Origin of the sequence: uncultured Tenacibaculum sp. (assembly GCF_947504135.1) — a bacterium.
Lineage (GTDB): Bacteria > Bacteroidota > Bacteroidia > Flavobacteriales > Flavobacteriaceae > Polaribacter.
The window spans coordinates 38,224-52,694 of record NZ_CANNGG010000006.1; the positions used below are offsets into that span (position 1 = coordinate 38,224).

Genomic DNA, 14,471 nt, shown 5'->3' on the forward strand with positions numbered 1-14,471 from the left:
GGAATAGGATAGTAGGTTTGTTTTCAGTAAAATAAATGTTGAAAAATTATTGACGCGCGTAATAATGATAATCTTTAATCACAGTGTTTACAAATTCTGCTGGTTTTTGTTCAGAAGAAATTCCTGTGAGTTCGATAATTTTCGCATGCAGTTTTAAAATCACTTTATGATTTCTTTTTCTCATGGCGTCCTTATATACGTTTGAGATAGTGTGAATATCGTTATCAGTTAACAACGTTACTTGCGAGTAGGTAGGAGTATAATTGTCTACTACATCACTAGCAATGGTGTCTTTTAAGGTGATTCTTTTCTTTTCAGAAATAACAGTAGTTCCTGCAGCAATGTCACCTAAGCGTTGCCCTTTTCCATTTAGTAAAATGGTTAGTACAGCAACCGAACCACTTGCCAATGTGAAATCTACAACTCGCAATAACCAACGAATTAAATAGCTTCCAAAAGTAGGTTTAGAACCGTCTAACTTTACCACTCTTGTTTGATTGAAATATTTTCCAGGTGTTTGTCCGTTCATTAAAATTTCAAAAATCAAGCTGTAAAAAAATATAGGTAATCCAAGTAGCATATATAAGCTCAGGTATTCCATACTAAAAGGAATATCTAACATTCCTATAATAATGGCAATGATGATGTAATATCCGAAAATAAATAAAGCATCAATTAGGTATGAACCAATACGAGTGGTAACATGTGCCACATTTTGGCTAATAGCAATGTTCTGAGCAGTTTCTATTTGAAATTTATCCATGAATTAGTTTTTCAATTTTTTTATTGATATTTCTACAACTTTTTTTAGTTTAGCGAAGATAAAAATATTCTATGATTAAGGAAACTTCTCAACAAATACACTTTAATTTTTTAAGTAGATGAGAGAAGCTGCTTTTGTAAATAAAAACAAAGAAAAGTGGCAGCTTTTTGAAGATGCGTTGTATCAAAAAACAATTATTACTCCAGATAAATTATCAGATTTATATGTGGAGTTGACAGATGATTTAAGTTATGCCAAAACGTTTTATCCTAACGGAAATACGGTTGTATATCTAAATTCTATTGCTTCTGCTGCGCATCAAAAAATCTATAAAACAAAAAAAGAAAGTAAGAATAGATTTGCCAGTTTTTTTAAAACTGAGTTTCCTTTGATGTTTTATAGTTATCAAAAAGAATTGTTTGTTGCTTTTATCGTTTTTGCTTTTTTTACCATATGCGGAGCATTTTCAGCAGCGACTGATACCGATTTTGTACGTCTTATTTTAGGAGATAGTTATGTGAATATGACCTTAGAAAATATTGAAAAGGGAGATCCTATGGCTGTATATAAAGATGCAAATGAAATTAATATGTTTATAGGAATTACTATGAATAATATACGAGTTGCTATGTATGCCTTTGTATTAGGAATACTGTTTTCGGTAGGAACTTTATATATAATGATGCAAAACGGAATAATGTTAGGATCGTTTTTGTATTTCTTTTATGAGAAAGGTTTGTTTTGGGAATCTTCAAGAACTATTTGGATTCACGGAACCATAGAAATATCAGTAATTGTAATTGCAGGTTGTGCAGGTTTGGTGTTCGGGAATAGTATATTATTTCCTAAAACCTATTCGCGATTAGAGTCGTTTAAAAGAGGAATGAAAGACGGATTGAAAATTATGGTAAGTACCGTTCCGTTTTTTATTGTAGCAGGTTTTTTAGAAGGGTTTGTTACTCGTCATACTGAAATGCCCGATTGGTTAGCTATTCTAATCATAGGAACTTCGTTAGCCTTAATTATATTTTACTACGTTATATATCCAATTAAAGTTTATAAAAATCAACTAACACATGAATAAAGAATACATCGAGTTTAAAAGAGAAAGAGATTTAGGAAGTATTATTTCAGATGCTTTTAAATTTATCAGATTAGAAGGAAAGCAATTCTTTTTATCTATTTTAAAAGTAGCTGCAATACCAATAGTTGTAGCTGTAGCTTCTATGATTTATTATATGATGTCTATGTCATCAATAATTACTGAAGACGCAAGTGCTGCCATTGGTATGCTAGGGTCTGTGTTTATTATGATGATAGCTTATTTAATAGCTATTGTTTTTATAAACCTAGCGGGGATGTACTATATTAAATCTTATATAGATAATAAAGGAGTAGTGAATCAAGAAGAAGTTATAACCAACACAAAAGCAAAATTTTGGTCGTTTACAGGTTTTGGTATTTTAGCAGGATTGATATTGTTTGCAAGTGCCATGTTATGTGTATTACCAGTATTTTATACTTGGCCAGCATTATCTTTAGGAGCTTCAATCTTGGTGTTTCAAAATGAAACAGCTTCAGGAGCGGTAGGTAAATGTTTTAACTTTATTAGTGGATATTTCTGGGAAGTTTTCGGAGTAGTTTTCGTAGTGTCTATTTTAGTAAGTGTTCTAGGATATGTATTCCAAATTCCAGCAATGATTTATCAATTTGCAAAAATGGGATTAAGCATGGGAAGTGATGATCCAGCAGAAGTTTTTGGATTTTTTAGTGATCCTATTTACTTAATTTTGAATGTTCTTTCAATAGCAGGTCAGCTAATGTTTTATTCAATAACATTAATCACTAACGTGTTTTTATACTTTGATGTTAACGAGAAAAAGAATTTAACAGGAACTATTGAAAGAATTGATAGCTTAGGACAATAATCTTTTGAAACAGTTTCTTTTTTACATAACGTTTTTTATTTGCTCAATTGCAGTTTTTTCACAGGAAGAAAAAAAAGTGATTCAGTATGATGATACTATTATTGAGCAAAAGAAGTTTGATGCTCAAAAAATAGAAGAGTACAAACAAAAAGACGAGTTTATATATGTTGTAGAAAAAAGAGAACCTACCATTCTAGAGAAAATATGGGACTGGTTAAAACGAACCGTCATAAAAATACTTTCGTACATTTTTGATGATATTACACCAGCAGTAGGATTTTTACGTGTTGTTTTAAAGATTTTACCATACGTAATTGCAGGACTCGTACTTTTCTTCATTATTAAATTCTTTTTAAAAGTAAATGCAAGTAATATTATTGATGGTAAAAGAGTAAAACCTATCGTACATCTTTCGGAAGAAGAAGAGTTGATAAAAGACAAAGATTTACCAAAGCTAATAGAACAAGCTATTACAGAAGGAAACTACCAATTAGCAGTGCGTTATTACTATTTATTACTGCTGAAAAACTTATCAGATAAAGAGTTTATTTCTTGGCAACAAGAAAAAACAAATGAAGATTATATAAAGGAGTTGGCATCTAAACAACAATTACACGGTGATTTTAAAAAGTTAACCTATTTGTATGATTATGTATGGTACGGAGAGTTTTCAATAGATAAAGAAAAATTCGTGCAAGCAGAAAGTAAGTTTAAAAATACCCTAGCTAAAATTTACTAATTTGGATAAGAAACTTAAAATATACATTGGTTTATTGGTGTTTATACTGCTAGGTATTATTTACATCGAGTCTGTAAAGCCTAAAGAAATCAATTGGTATCCAAGTTATGCTGCTAAGCATAAGATTCCTTATGGTACGTATGTATTGCATAAAGAAATGCCGAGTTTATTTCCGAAGAAAAAAGTAAAAGACATTCATCAAAATCCGTATACATTTTTAAAAGATTCAACCAATAACGGAACTTATTTTTTTGTTGATAATGCATTGAATTTTGGAGAAGATGAGTTTTCTGAACTGCTCAAGTTTGTAAAAAGAGGAAACAATGTTTTTATAGCTACAAACGGAGTACATATTGATACGTTACAAACAGAAACGAGTATTTTAACAACATCAGCTTTTGAAGAAAAAGCGTATCAAAAAATGAGTAACTCAATTTTTGGTGAAACAGAATATCATTTTGATAGAGACTTTTCTAAATTCTATTTTTCCAAAGTAGATACCCTAAATACTACTATTTTAGGTGAGTTAGTAGTTAGAAATGAAAACGATTCTATCATCGGTAAAAAGCCAAATTACATTAAAGTAAAGCACGGAAAAGGAAATTTCTATTTGCATACTTTTCCACAGGCTTTTACCAATTACAACATGTTGTTAAACAACAATTACGAGTATGTAGCGAATGTACTATCGTATATAAGTACTTCTCAAAAAAAAGGAGCAAATGCAAGTACTATAAACGGGGGTGAAAGTACTGTTTTGTGGGATGCCTATTATAAAACGGGAAAAAGTAGTATAACTTCACCGATGCACTATGTTTTATCAACCCCACCGTTAAAATGGGCATATTATATAGCGTTGATAGGTGTGTTGTTTTTCATTATTTTTAAAGGAAAGCGTAATCAGCGATTAATTCCTGTAATTACACCGTTAAAAAATCAAACGTTGGCTTTTACACGTACTATAGCAAATATGTATTATGAAAAGTCAGACCATAAAAATATAGCTGAGCATAAAATCAACTATTTTTTAGAGTATATAAGAGTCAAATACAGACTATCAACTCTAAAGATAGATGAGAGTTTTTACAAAAATGTAGCTAGTAGAAGTGGTAATTCTGAAGAAAAAATTAAAGATTTATTTCAGAAAATAAAACAAATACAATCAAAATCAAACATAACCGAAGAAGATTTGATAGCCTTAAACAAAGCTATTGAAGATTTTAAAGCATATAAAAATAGTTAATATGGATACAGAGAATAATTCAGTAGAAACAACAAATGAGTTGTTTACAAGCAGAGTTGACTTGTCAAAATTAAAAGAAGCTGTTGTTAAGATTAAAGAGCAGTTAGGAAAAGTAATTGTTGGGCAAGAGGAGTTTATGGAGCTGTTATTAGTTTCTTTATTAGCTGATGGTCATGTGTTGATTGAAGGAGTACCTGGTGTAGCTAAAACAGTAACTGCAAAATTATTGGCTAAAACAATTGCAACGGATTTTAGCCGAATCCAGTTTACACCCGATTTAATGCCTTCGGATGTGTTAGGGACTTCGGTTTTAAACATGAAAACTTCTGATTTTGAATTTAAAAAAGGTCCAATTTTTTCCAATATTGTATTGATTGATGAAATCAACAGAGCACCGGCTAAAACACAAGCGGCATTATTTGAGGTGATGGAAGAAAAACAAATTACGATGGATGGAGAGCGTTACGCAATGAATCCGCCATTTATGGTATTGGCAACACAAAACCCAATAGAGCAGGAGGGAACCTATGCTTTACCAGAAGCGCAATTAGACCGTTTTTTATTCAAAATTAACGTAGGATACCCAAGTTTAGACGAAGAAATACAAATTATCACTGCTCATAACGATCGTAAAGGGGCGTTACCACAAACTCAGGTGGAAGCTGTGTTAACCGAGTCAGAATTGTTAGAATATAGAAGCAAGGTTTTTGAAGTATTGGTAGAAGAAAAGATTATTAAATACATTGCTCAGTTAATTTCTAATACACGTAACAACGCGCATTTATTTTTAGGAGGTTCGCCAAGAGCAAGTATTGCAGTATTGATGGCGTCTAAAGCGTTTGCGGCAATTAACGGACGTGATTTTGTAATGCCAGAAGACGTGAAGAAGAGTATTTATCCGGTATTACGCCATAGAATCATGTTAACTCCAGAACGCGAAATGGAAGGAATGACTCCTGACAAAGTAATTGAAATGATTGTACAATCTGTTGAAGTTCCAAGATAGTGATTCAATTCTTTAAATCGTTATACATACACAACCGCTTTTTTGTTTACATCAGCGTGGTTTCGGCATTGTTTTTAGTGTCGTTTTGGATTCCTGTGCTGTATTCTGCAACATGGATGTTAGTATGGTTGCTTATTATGGCGATGTGTATCGATCTAATCATTTTATATCGATTTAAAAACGGATTTTCAGCAAAAAGAATAGTGTCAGAAAAGCTATCAAATTCAGATGATAACGAAATAGCGATAACACTTGAAAACAATTATCCGTTTCGAGTTTTTATTTCGTTGATTGATGAGTTACCAGCACAATTTCAAAAAAGAGATTTTGAGCATGCAATGCCTTTGAAACCTGGAGAAAAATCAACCTATACATATACTGTTCGACCTGTTGAAAGAGGAGAGTATAACTTTGGAAGAGTAAATGTGTTTGTATCCTCTATTTTACAAATGTTTTCTAAACGTTACACATTTTCTGCAGAAGAGAGTGTAAAAGTATATCCGTCTTACGTGCAAATGAAAAAGTACGAGTTTTTAGCAATGCACAATAACTTAACTGAGTTTGGTATGAAGAAAATCCGACGAATAGGGCATACCATGGAGTTTGAGCAGATAAAAAACTATATTCCTGGTGATGATGTACGTACGATAAATTGGAAAGCCACAGCAAAGAGAGGTGATTTGATGGTGAATCAATACCAAGATGAAAAATCGCAGCCTATTTATTCGATGATTGATTTAGGTCGTGTTATGAAAATGCCTTTTGAAGGATTGAAATTATTAGACTATGCGATAAACTCAACCTTAGCGTTTTCAAACATTGCGTTATTAAAAAATGACAAAGCAGGAATGCTAATGTTTTCTAAAAAAGTAGAAAAAATAGTAGCAGCAAGTAGTAAGAAAACAAATTTATCAGTCATTAATGAAGAGTTATATAATATAACTACAGATTTTTCAGATGCTAATTATGCATTGTTGTATGCTAATATTAAACGAAAAATAAATCAGCGAAGCTTACTGATTTTATATACGAATTTTGAGCATATATCGGCATTAAAACGACAATTACCGTATTTAAAAGCAATAGCTAAAAAGCACCTGTTAGTAACCGTTTTCTTTGAAAATACAGAGTTAGATAGCCTAATTACTGAAAACGCTGAAGATTTACAAAGTGTGTATCACAAAACGATTGCTGAGAAATACGCATACGAAAAACGTTTGATGATAAAAGAATTAGAGAAAAATGCAGTACATGCTATTTTAACCAAGCCACAGCATTTATCAGTTAATGTTATAAATAAGTACCTTGAGTTTAAAGCGAAAGGAATGATATAAAAAAAGCGACCATTTGGTCGCTTTTTTATTATTATAGAATTCGCTACTATTGTAGCTCTTGTAATCTTTCTTGTAATAATTCAGGGCTACCTAAAGCATCCATTCCTATCATAGAAATAACCCAAATGATATAAGCGATAAAAATTACGTTTAATACAATACCAACTATACCCAATGTTTTACCAGTACTAGCATTTTTTACTCCTTCATATAAATCAGGATTTTCATTATTTAATTTAATAGCTTTATTACCTAAAATAACAGCAATAATACCAAGAGGTAATCCAATAACTCCGTAACAACAACAAGTTAAAATAGAGCAAATACCTAATACTAATGAAGTGGTTGAATTTGGTAGTTTTTGTTTTTCCATAGTTTTTCTAAAATTTAAATTATTTGATTCATTTTTATTACATAGCTAGTCACAATAATGGCTATGTTAACGATAGCCAATATACTGATTATTTTTTGAGCGTATTTTACTTTATAAAAGAAGTTAATAGCAACCACAAAAGCTAACGCTAGTAAGGTATATATAGCAGGGTACATTTTAAAAGCCGCTATAAATTCCCCATGAAAAACTAAGCTTAACGCACGTTGTATGCCACAACCTAAACAATCCATTCCAAAGAATTGTTTGTTTAAGCAGGGTAGCATATAATCTTCTAATTGTAAAAACATAGCCTATTATTTAAACATATCCATTCCAGGAATGTTTGGCATACCGCTTTTTGCAGCAATTGCTAATTCTTGTTCGTTAATTTCACCAGCACGCTTTAACGCTTTGTTTAAAGCTAAAATTAAGTAATCTTCTAACTCTTCTTTATCTTCTAATAAAGATTCGTCAACAGTAATAGCTTTTATTTCTCTATTTGCCGTTACGGTAACTTTTACATTTCCATCAGCAATACTTTCATCAATTAAAACGGTATCTAAACGTTTTTTAGTTTCTTCTACTTTTTGTTGGGCTTCTTTTAATTTACCCATCATTCCAGAAATATCTCCGAACATAATCCTTCTATTTTTATGATTTACTTAACAACAAAAATAGTATTTTCACAAGAAATATAAACCAACTTTAAAAATGAAAAAATTAATGCTATCAGCTTTGGCATTTAGTCTTATTTTTGCGTCTTGTAAAAAGCAAGAAATGAAGAAAGATATCAAAGCTCCAGTTGCTGAAAAACAGCCTACAAAGTTAGAGAAACATGGAGATGTACGTACTGATGATTATTTTTGGATGCGTTTAACCGACGAGCAAAAAAATGCTGAGGTTAAAGATGAACAAACTCAAAAAGTATACGATTACCTAAACGCAGAGAATACTTATTATGATGAAATGACGAAAGAAACGAAAGAGTTTCAAGAAGAGTTGTTTCAAGAAATGAAGGGACGTATAAAAGAGGACGACGAGTCTGTTCCGTATAAAAAAGATGGATACTTTTACATAACTCGTTATGAAAAAGGACAGCAATATCCTATTTATAGCCGTAAAAAAGAAACTTTAGAGGCTGAAGAAGAAATCATGTTCAATGTGAATAATGAAGCAAAAGGATATGATTATTTTCAGTTAGGAGGGTTAAATGTGTCGCCAGATAATAAAATGACAGCTTTTGCTACAGATACAGTAAGCCGTCGCCAGTATTTTATCAGAATTAAAAACTTAGAAACTGGTAAGATCTATAAAGATATCATCGAAAACACGACTGGAGGTTCTGTATGGGCAAACGATAATAAAACGTTGTTTTATGCTAAAAAAGACCCTGTAACATTACGTTCTTCAAAAATTTACAAACATACGTTGGGTTCTGATGCATCTTTAGATGAATTAGTGTATGAGGAAAAAGATGATACGTTCGGAGCTTTTGTTACCAAGTCAAAATCTAAAGATTATATCATAATAGGTTCGTATAGTACAGTTTCTACAGAGTACCACGTATTAGATGCTAATAACCCTGATGGAGAATTACGTATTATTCAACCTCGTGAGCGTGATTTAGAATATGATGTAGCACATTACGGAGATCATTTTTACATCAAAACGAATAAAGATGGAGCTACTAACTTTAAGTTAATGAAAACTCCTGTAGATAAACCTGGCAAAGAAAACTGGGTAGATGTAATTCCTCATAGAGATGACACTTTATTTGAAGATTTTTCAATTTTTAAAGACTATTTAGTTTTAGAAGAAAGAAACGAAGGATTGAATAAAATACGTATCAAACGATGGGATGGAACTGAAGACTACTACTTACCTTTTGAAGAAGAAACCTATTCAGCAGGGGTATATGGAAATCCTGAATTCGATACAGAGGTAATTCGTTATTCGTATAATTCAATGACAACTCCAAGTTCTGTGATTGATTTCAATATGAAAGAAAGGTCAAAAGAAGTTAAAAAGGAGCAAGAAGTTTTAGGAGGAAAGTTTGATAAAAATAATTATGTAAGCAAGCGTATATGGGTACCTGCTCGTGATGGTAAAAAAGTAGCGTTATCAATTGTACACCATAAAGATACGAAGCTTGATAAAAACACACCAATCTTACAATATGCTTACGGTTCTTACGGGTATACAATTAATGATGGGTTTTCAACAACACGTTTAAGTTTATTAGATCGTGGATTTGTATATGCATTAGCGCATATTAGAGGAAGTCAGTATTTAGGGCGTGAGTGGTACGAAGATGGTAAAATGTTGAATAAGAAAAACACCTTTACCGATTTTATTGATTGTTCTAAATATTTAATAGATAACGGTTATACATCACCAGAGCATTTGTATGCTATGGGAGGTTCTGCTGGAGGTTTATTAATGGGAGCTATTGTTAATATGAATCCAGAGTTATATAACGGAATCATAGCTGCAGTACCGTTTGTAGATGTAATTTCTACGATGTTAGATGATAGTATTCCATTAACAACAGGTGAGTATGACGAATGGGGAAATCCTAATGATAAAGAGTATTACGATTATATCAAATCGTATTCTCCATACGATCAAGTTGAGGCAAAGGCATATCCAAATATGTTAGTAACTACAGGATTACATGATAGTCAAGTACAATACTGGGAGCCAGCAAAATGGGTAGCTAAACTACGTGAGTTAAAAACTGATAATAATTTATTATTCTTACATACAAACATGGAAGCAGGTCACGGAGGAGCGTCTGGAAGGTTTGATGCTTTAAAAGAAACAGCAGAAGAATACACGTTCTTTTTAATGTTAGAAGGTAAGTTAAAAAAATAATTATATTTTTGCGCTCGATTGAGTGTAAGTGTCATTGCGAAAGCAACGAACAATCTCAACAGATTTTTCGTGTCTAATTTTCGTAATGACACTTTTTCTTATTTATAAAACATAATGAAAAGACATCAAGGTATTACCAATTCAATAATAGATTTAGTAGGTCAAACCCCCATGATTCAACTGCATCGAATTACCCAAGATTTACCGGGTACGTATTATGCAAAAGTTGAAGCTTTTAATCCAGGTCACTCTGCTAAAGATAGAATTGCACTTCATATTATTGAAACTGCTGAAGAAAAAGGAATTGTAAAAGAAGGAGATATTATTGTTGAAACAACATCTGGTAACACAGGATTTTCATTGGCAATGATTAGCATTGTAAAAGGATATCGCTGTATTTTGGCAGTGAGTGATAAGTCTTCTCAAGACAAAATAGACATGTTAAAGTCTATGGGAGCAGAAGTGCATGTTTGTCCTGCAAATGTTACTCCTGACGATCCTCGTTCGTATTACGAAGTAGCTAAAAGATTGCATAGAGAAAATCCAGGGTCTATTTATATCAATCAGTATTTTAATGAACTAAATATTGAAGCACATTATAAGAGTACGGGACCAGAAATTTGGGAACAAACCGACGGAAAAGTAACTCACGTAGTTGCAGCAAGCGGGACAGGAGGAACGATTTCTGGAACAGCACGTTATTTAAAAGAACAAAATCCTGATATTCAAATTTTAGGAGTCGATGCGATGGGCTCAGTGATTAAAAAGTATCATGAAACAGGTGAGTTTGATTCAAATGAAATTAGTCCTTATAAAATTGAAGGATTAGGTAAAAACTTAATTCCTACTTCTACCGATTTTGATGTGGTAGATGTATACGAAAAAGTATCAGATAAAGAAGCGGCTTTAAAAGCTAGAGAATTAGTAAAAGCAGAAGGTATTTTTGCAGGGTATACTTCAGGAGCAGCCTTACAAGCTACACAACAATACGCAGACAATGGTTTTTTTGATGAAAATAGTGTAGTAGTCGTAATTTTACCAGATCACGGTTCTCGTTATATGAATAAGATTTATTCTAATAACTGGATGAAAGAGCAGGGGTTTTTATAGGTAGTTCTTACTTACTCTTGTAGTCCTTAGGAAGATTAAAAGAGAATTTTTTCATTTCTTCTCTTTTAATTTTATTGGTAATTGTATAGTTCTTTTTGTTAAGAAATTGTACCATAATAGGATAATTAGCTTTATTATTAACGTTTTTTAATTCACCTTCTTTGTATTCGAAAATATTAAATGTCCAATAATTATGATTGCTATAATTTGTTAAGGTCATTGTAATAATTTCATGGTTTCCGTCTCCATCAAAATCGTATTCTGGTCGAATAGTATCCATTTTATCAGTAAAAGAAATCTTATGGAAGGTAGAGTCTTGTGTTTGAAATAAGTATATTACTCTAACATTCATTGCTGAAATACCATTACCCATATACGGAATTATCATTTTTATGTCTTCCAGACCATCACCATTTATATCTCCAACGTAAATAGGATCGTGACCTGTATTTATTGTTGAAAATAACATGCTTTCTGGAAATTTGCAGATTTCTTTTTTATTACGAAATAAGCGAATCGTTGAAGTGTTTTCGAAATAAGTAAGTAAAGAGGTTAATTGAACTGTTAAGCTCTTTTTATTATCAAAAAAAGAGTCAATAGTAAGTGTGTGATGTATCGTATTTTTTGTGTCTAACCAATCGTAAAGCTTCCAGTTCTTATATTCTTTATATTCTGTAGAAGGAAGTTTTTCAAAAGGAAATTGAGCAAACGAAAAGCTGCTAATTAAGAGAAATATAGTGAAGTAAAATTTTTTCAAAGCGCAGCAATTTACAATAGTTTTATTTGAGATTATAAAGATAAGAAGTTTTTTTACTTTAGAGTTTACTGTATGTAAATTGACTTTGTTAAAAATTTATTCTAATAACTGGATGAAAGAGCAGGGGTTTTTATAGGTAGTTCTTACTTGCTCTTGTAGTCCTTAGGAAGGGTTTCCTTTAATTGACAATTTAGCAAACTGGGGAATTAACTATAGACAATCGATGTGTGAGGAGAAATGATTTAATATTTATTCTGATAACTGGATGAAAGATTGATGTTTTTTAGTTAATCTATACCAAAGCAATAAATTTTAATAGTGTAGCTATACCCCATGGCAGTTTGTCCACTGTTTAGCGCAGGAATGATAGCATATTCTCCTTTTTTAAGTATGTCATCAAAAATTATTTCGTAGGTGTTTTTTTCAATCTTTTTAAGCTTGAAAGTTACTTCATTTTCAGAAGTATCTCTTGCATTTCCTCCCAATGCTATACTACTTTGAATAAATTGTCTTTTTTTTCTTTTTTCATTAGCCTTTATAACGGTGAATAAATCTTCAGGATTTAAAAGTCCTTCATATTTAAATACAATTTTTGGTATTGATTGATTATTAAATCTAACATTAGATTTAGCTTTAAATGCTATTAATTGAGTTTTAACGCCTCCATAACCTAGAGCCTTGACTTTTGCTTCGTATTTTGCTTTAACTTTTTCTAAGCTTACTAAATCATCTCGATTTAAATAATAGGGTTCATTAAAGTTTTTTAAATTTAATTTTTTTTCATCTGTTATTTTTTTTGACCAAGTTCCGTCTGAGTGTAGTATAAAAATTTCACCACTAGAGGTTACAGCTTCTTTTGTTTGAGCTAAAGATGGAGATACGATAATCAGTATAAGTAAAATAAGATACTTTTTCATAGTCAAAATTTTTAATAATCAAAAGTATTAAAAAAGAACTATTCATACAACAAATACTGTTCACGTACCTTTTTAAAGTCATTTAGACCTTCTTGCCAACTTGCTTTGATTTCTTCTTCAGAAAGTCCTTGTTCAATTTGTTCTTGTAGTTTGGTAGTACCTGCTAGTTTGGTAAAAAAAGTATTAAAAAAATCTTTTTTAGGAGACTGCTCGTATGCTTTTTTAAGCCAATTAAGATCTAAGTTAGCTAAACGGCTGTGAGTGCTTAAATCTTCTCCAAAACATAATTCTCCTTTATATTTTGGGTGTTTTGCTCCCTCATTCGATTGTGGAGTAAAACTAAAACCAGTTTTTTCTATATATGGCGAACCATAAATTTGAAATTGTTTGTCGGTTCCTCTTCCAGCAGAAACGTTTGTTCCTTCAAAAAAGCACAAACTAGGGTATAGGTTAATCGAAACATCGTTCGGTAAATTAGGCGATGGTTTTATCGGTAAACTATATGTTGATTGATGTGTGTAATTTTCTAGCGGAATTACGGTTAAATCACATTGAATACCATTTGCTAACCACTTTTCACCATTAATCATTTTACCGTATTCACCAATTGTCATTCCGTAAACTACAGGAACAGGGTGCATGCCTACAAAGCTTTTGTGTTCAGGTTCTAACATTGGTCCGTCAATATAATGTCCGTTCGGATTTGGTCTGTCAAGTAGTATCACAGGAATATTAGCCTCGGCACAAGCTTCCATTACATAATGCAGTGTAGAAATATAGGTATAAAAACGAGCTCCTACATCTTGAATGTCAAAAACAACAGCATCAATTCCATTTAATTGTTCAGGCGAAGGTTTTTTGTTTTTTCCGTACAACGAAATAATTGGAATCCCTGTTTTTACATCTTTTCCATCAGCTATGGCTTCACCAGCATCAGCTTTTCCTCTAAAACCATGCTCAGGAGCAAATACTTTTTGAACGTTAATTCTATCGTAATTATGTAAATAATCTACTAAGTGATGTTGTACCATTTCAGACCCCATAATGTTGGGGGCAACTTCAGCTCGTTGTAACACTTGCAATACGGAAGTTTGATTTGCAACTATGGCAATATTTTTATTCTTTAAAAGAGGAAGGTAAGCTGTAGTTCTATCAGCACCCGTTTTAATTGTTTTTGGCTGTTCTTGTATTGGCACTTCTTTAGTAGTTGATTTTTTTTGTTGTTGTGCACAAGAAGAAAATTGAAAACTGAATACTAAAAAAAGTAAAAAAACGTAATTAAAAGTAAGCTTCATCTATAAAAAATTAAAACATAAAGGTACAGATTTCTATTTTTTAAGAATAATAAAAGTTAAAGAATTAAAACCTAGGTATTCTTCTCTTTCTTTACATAAGAATTAGTTACTTTTGGTTTGTAAAAAAGAAAA

Annotated in this window: 15 protein-coding genes; 8 read left to right on the forward strand and 7 right to left on the reverse strand. The window is 31.7% G+C overall.

What is annotated here, in order from left to right:
• Positions 1-46: 46 nt before the first annotated feature.
• The gene (locus tag Q0663_RS12055; RefSeq protein ID WP_274634315.1) at positions 47-763 is read right to left on the reverse strand and encodes an RDD family protein; all 717 of its coding nucleotides are present in this window, start codon (positions 761-763) and stop codon (positions 47-49) included.
• A gap of 118 nt (positions 764-881) precedes the next feature.
• On the opposite strand from Q0663_RS12055, the gene Q0663_RS12060 reads away from it, so the two are divergent.
• The 6 genes from Q0663_RS12060 to Q0663_RS12085 all read left to right on the forward strand — a co-directional run bounded on the left by Q0663_RS12060 (position 882) and on the right by Q0663_RS12085 (position 7,013).
• A complete protein-coding gene (locus Q0663_RS12060) occupies positions 882-1,847 on the forward strand; it encodes a stage II sporulation protein M (protein ID WP_299011419.1) in 966 nt (321 codons plus the stop codon).
• On the forward strand, positions 1,840-2,691 hold the full coding sequence (locus Q0663_RS12065; RefSeq protein ID WP_299011421.1) for a hypothetical protein: 852 nt from the start codon (positions 1,840-1,842) through the stop codon (positions 2,689-2,691). The genes Q0663_RS12060 and Q0663_RS12065 overlap by 8 nt, the downstream gene beginning before the upstream one ends.
• A gap of 76 nt (positions 2,692-2,767) precedes the next feature.
• Positions 2,768-3,430, forward strand: a complete 663-nt coding sequence (locus Q0663_RS12070; RefSeq protein WP_299011423.1) for a DUF4129 domain-containing protein — start codon at positions 2,768-2,770, stop codon at positions 3,428-3,430.
• Between the two features lies 1 nt (position 3,431).
• On the forward strand, positions 3,432-4,673 hold the full coding sequence (locus Q0663_RS12075; RefSeq protein WP_299011425.1) for a DUF4350 domain-containing protein: 1,242 nt from the start codon (positions 3,432-3,434) through the stop codon (positions 4,671-4,673).
• A gap of 1 nt (position 4,674) precedes the next feature.
• Positions 4,675-5,679, forward strand: coding sequence for a MoxR family ATPase (locus tag Q0663_RS12080; RefSeq protein ID WP_299011427.1), 1,005 nt, complete (start codon positions 4,675-4,677; stop codon positions 5,677-5,679).
• A gap of 2 nt (positions 5,680-5,681) precedes the next feature.
• Positions 5,682-7,013 carry a DUF58 domain-containing protein gene (locus Q0663_RS12085; protein ID WP_299011638.1) on the forward strand — a complete coding sequence of 444 codons (1,332 nt, stop codon included), beginning with the start codon at positions 5,682-5,684 and terminating at the stop codon, positions 7,011-7,013.
• Between the two features lie 46 nt (positions 7,014-7,059).
• Here Q0663_RS12085 and Q0663_RS12090 read toward each other — a convergent pair whose 3' ends face one another.
• From Q0663_RS12090 to Q0663_RS12100, 3 genes are read right to left on the reverse strand one after another with little or no spacing between them, the layout of a single operon-like run.
• Positions 7,060-7,386, reverse strand: coding sequence for a CCC motif membrane protein (locus Q0663_RS12090; RefSeq protein ID WP_299011429.1), 327 nt, complete (start codon positions 7,384-7,386; stop codon positions 7,060-7,062).
• 14 nt (positions 7,387-7,400) lie between these two features.
• On the reverse strand, positions 7,401-7,694 hold the full coding sequence (locus Q0663_RS12095; RefSeq protein WP_299011434.1) for a DUF2752 domain-containing protein: 294 nt from the start codon (positions 7,692-7,694) through the stop codon (positions 7,401-7,403).
• 6 nt (positions 7,695-7,700) lie between these two features.
• Entirely contained in the window at positions 7,701-8,024 is a 324-nt protein-coding gene (locus Q0663_RS12100; protein WP_299011438.1) for a YbaB/EbfC family nucleoid-associated protein, read from the reverse strand.
• 139 nt (positions 8,025-8,163) lie between these two features.
• On the opposite strand from Q0663_RS12100, the gene Q0663_RS12105 reads away from it, so the two are divergent.
• Complete coding sequence (locus Q0663_RS12105) at positions 8,164-10,260, forward strand: S9 family peptidase (RefSeq protein WP_299011440.1); 2,097 nt, start codon at positions 8,164-8,166, stop codon at positions 10,258-10,260.
• 114 nt (positions 10,261-10,374) lie between these two features.
• A complete protein-coding gene (locus Q0663_RS12110) occupies positions 10,375-11,370 on the forward strand; it encodes a PLP-dependent cysteine synthase family protein (protein ID WP_299011442.1) in 996 nt (331 codons plus the stop codon).
• 7 nt (positions 11,371-11,377) lie between these two features.
• Here the strand turns inward: Q0663_RS12110 and Q0663_RS12115 are convergent, their stop codons facing one another.
• The 3 genes from Q0663_RS12115 to Q0663_RS12125 form a co-directional block, all read right to left on the reverse strand.
• A complete protein-coding gene (locus Q0663_RS12115) occupies positions 11,378-12,127 on the reverse strand; it encodes a VCBS repeat-containing protein (RefSeq protein WP_047789485.1) in 750 nt (249 codons plus the stop codon).
• 287 nt (positions 12,128-12,414) lie between these two features.
• Positions 12,415-13,044 (reverse strand): hypothetical protein, encoded by a 630-nt coding sequence (locus Q0663_RS12120; protein WP_073182984.1) that lies wholly within the window; start codon positions 13,042-13,044, stop codon positions 12,415-12,417.
• A gap of 38 nt (positions 13,045-13,082) precedes the next feature.
• Positions 13,083-14,339: a DUF1343 domain-containing protein gene (locus Q0663_RS12125; RefSeq protein ID WP_299011449.1), complete on the reverse strand. Its 1,257-nt coding sequence runs from the start codon at positions 14,337-14,339 to the stop codon at positions 13,083-13,085.
• Positions 14,340-14,471: the final 132 nt, after the last annotated feature.

Excerpts from the sequence above, each read along its gene's own strand:
- Q0663_RS12055 (WP_274634315.1), bottom strand. The coding sequence starts at position 763 with ATGGATAAATTTCAAATAGAAACTGCTCAGAACATTGCTATTAGCCAA.
- Q0663_RS12060 (WP_299011419.1), top strand. The coding sequence starts at position 882 with ATGAGAGAAGCTGCTTTTGTAAATAAAAACAAAGAAAAGTGGCAGCTT.
- Q0663_RS12065 (WP_299011421.1), top strand. The coding sequence starts at position 1,840 with ATGAATAAAGAATACATCGAGTTTAAAAGAGAAAGAGATTTAGGAAGT.
- Q0663_RS12080 (WP_299011427.1), top strand. The coding sequence starts at position 4,675 with ATGGATACAGAGAATAATTCAGTAGAAACAACAAATGAGTTGTTTACA.
- Q0663_RS12090 (WP_299011429.1), bottom strand. The coding sequence starts at position 7,386 with ATGGAAAAACAAAAACTACCAAATTCAACCACTTCATTAGTATTAGGT.
- Q0663_RS12095 (WP_299011434.1), bottom strand. The coding sequence starts at position 7,694 with ATGTTTTTACAATTAGAAGATTATATGCTACCCTGCTTAAACAAACAA.
- Q0663_RS12100 (WP_299011438.1), bottom strand. The coding sequence starts at position 8,024 with ATGTTCGGAGATATTTCTGGAATGATGGGTAAATTAAAAGAAGCCCAA.
- Q0663_RS12105 (WP_299011440.1), top strand. The coding sequence starts at position 8,164 with ATGAAGAAAGATATCAAAGCTCCAGTTGCTGAAAAACAGCCTACAAAG.
- Q0663_RS12110 (WP_299011442.1), top strand. The coding sequence starts at position 10,375 with ATGAAAAGACATCAAGGTATTACCAATTCAATAATAGATTTAGTAGGT.
- Q0663_RS12120 (WP_073182984.1), bottom strand. The coding sequence starts at position 13,044 with ATGAAAAAGTATCTTATTTTACTTATACTGATTATCGTATCTCCATCT.
- Q0663_RS12125 (WP_299011449.1), bottom strand. The coding sequence starts at position 14,339 with ATGAAGCTTACTTTTAATTACGTTTTTTTACTTTTTTTAGTATTCAGT.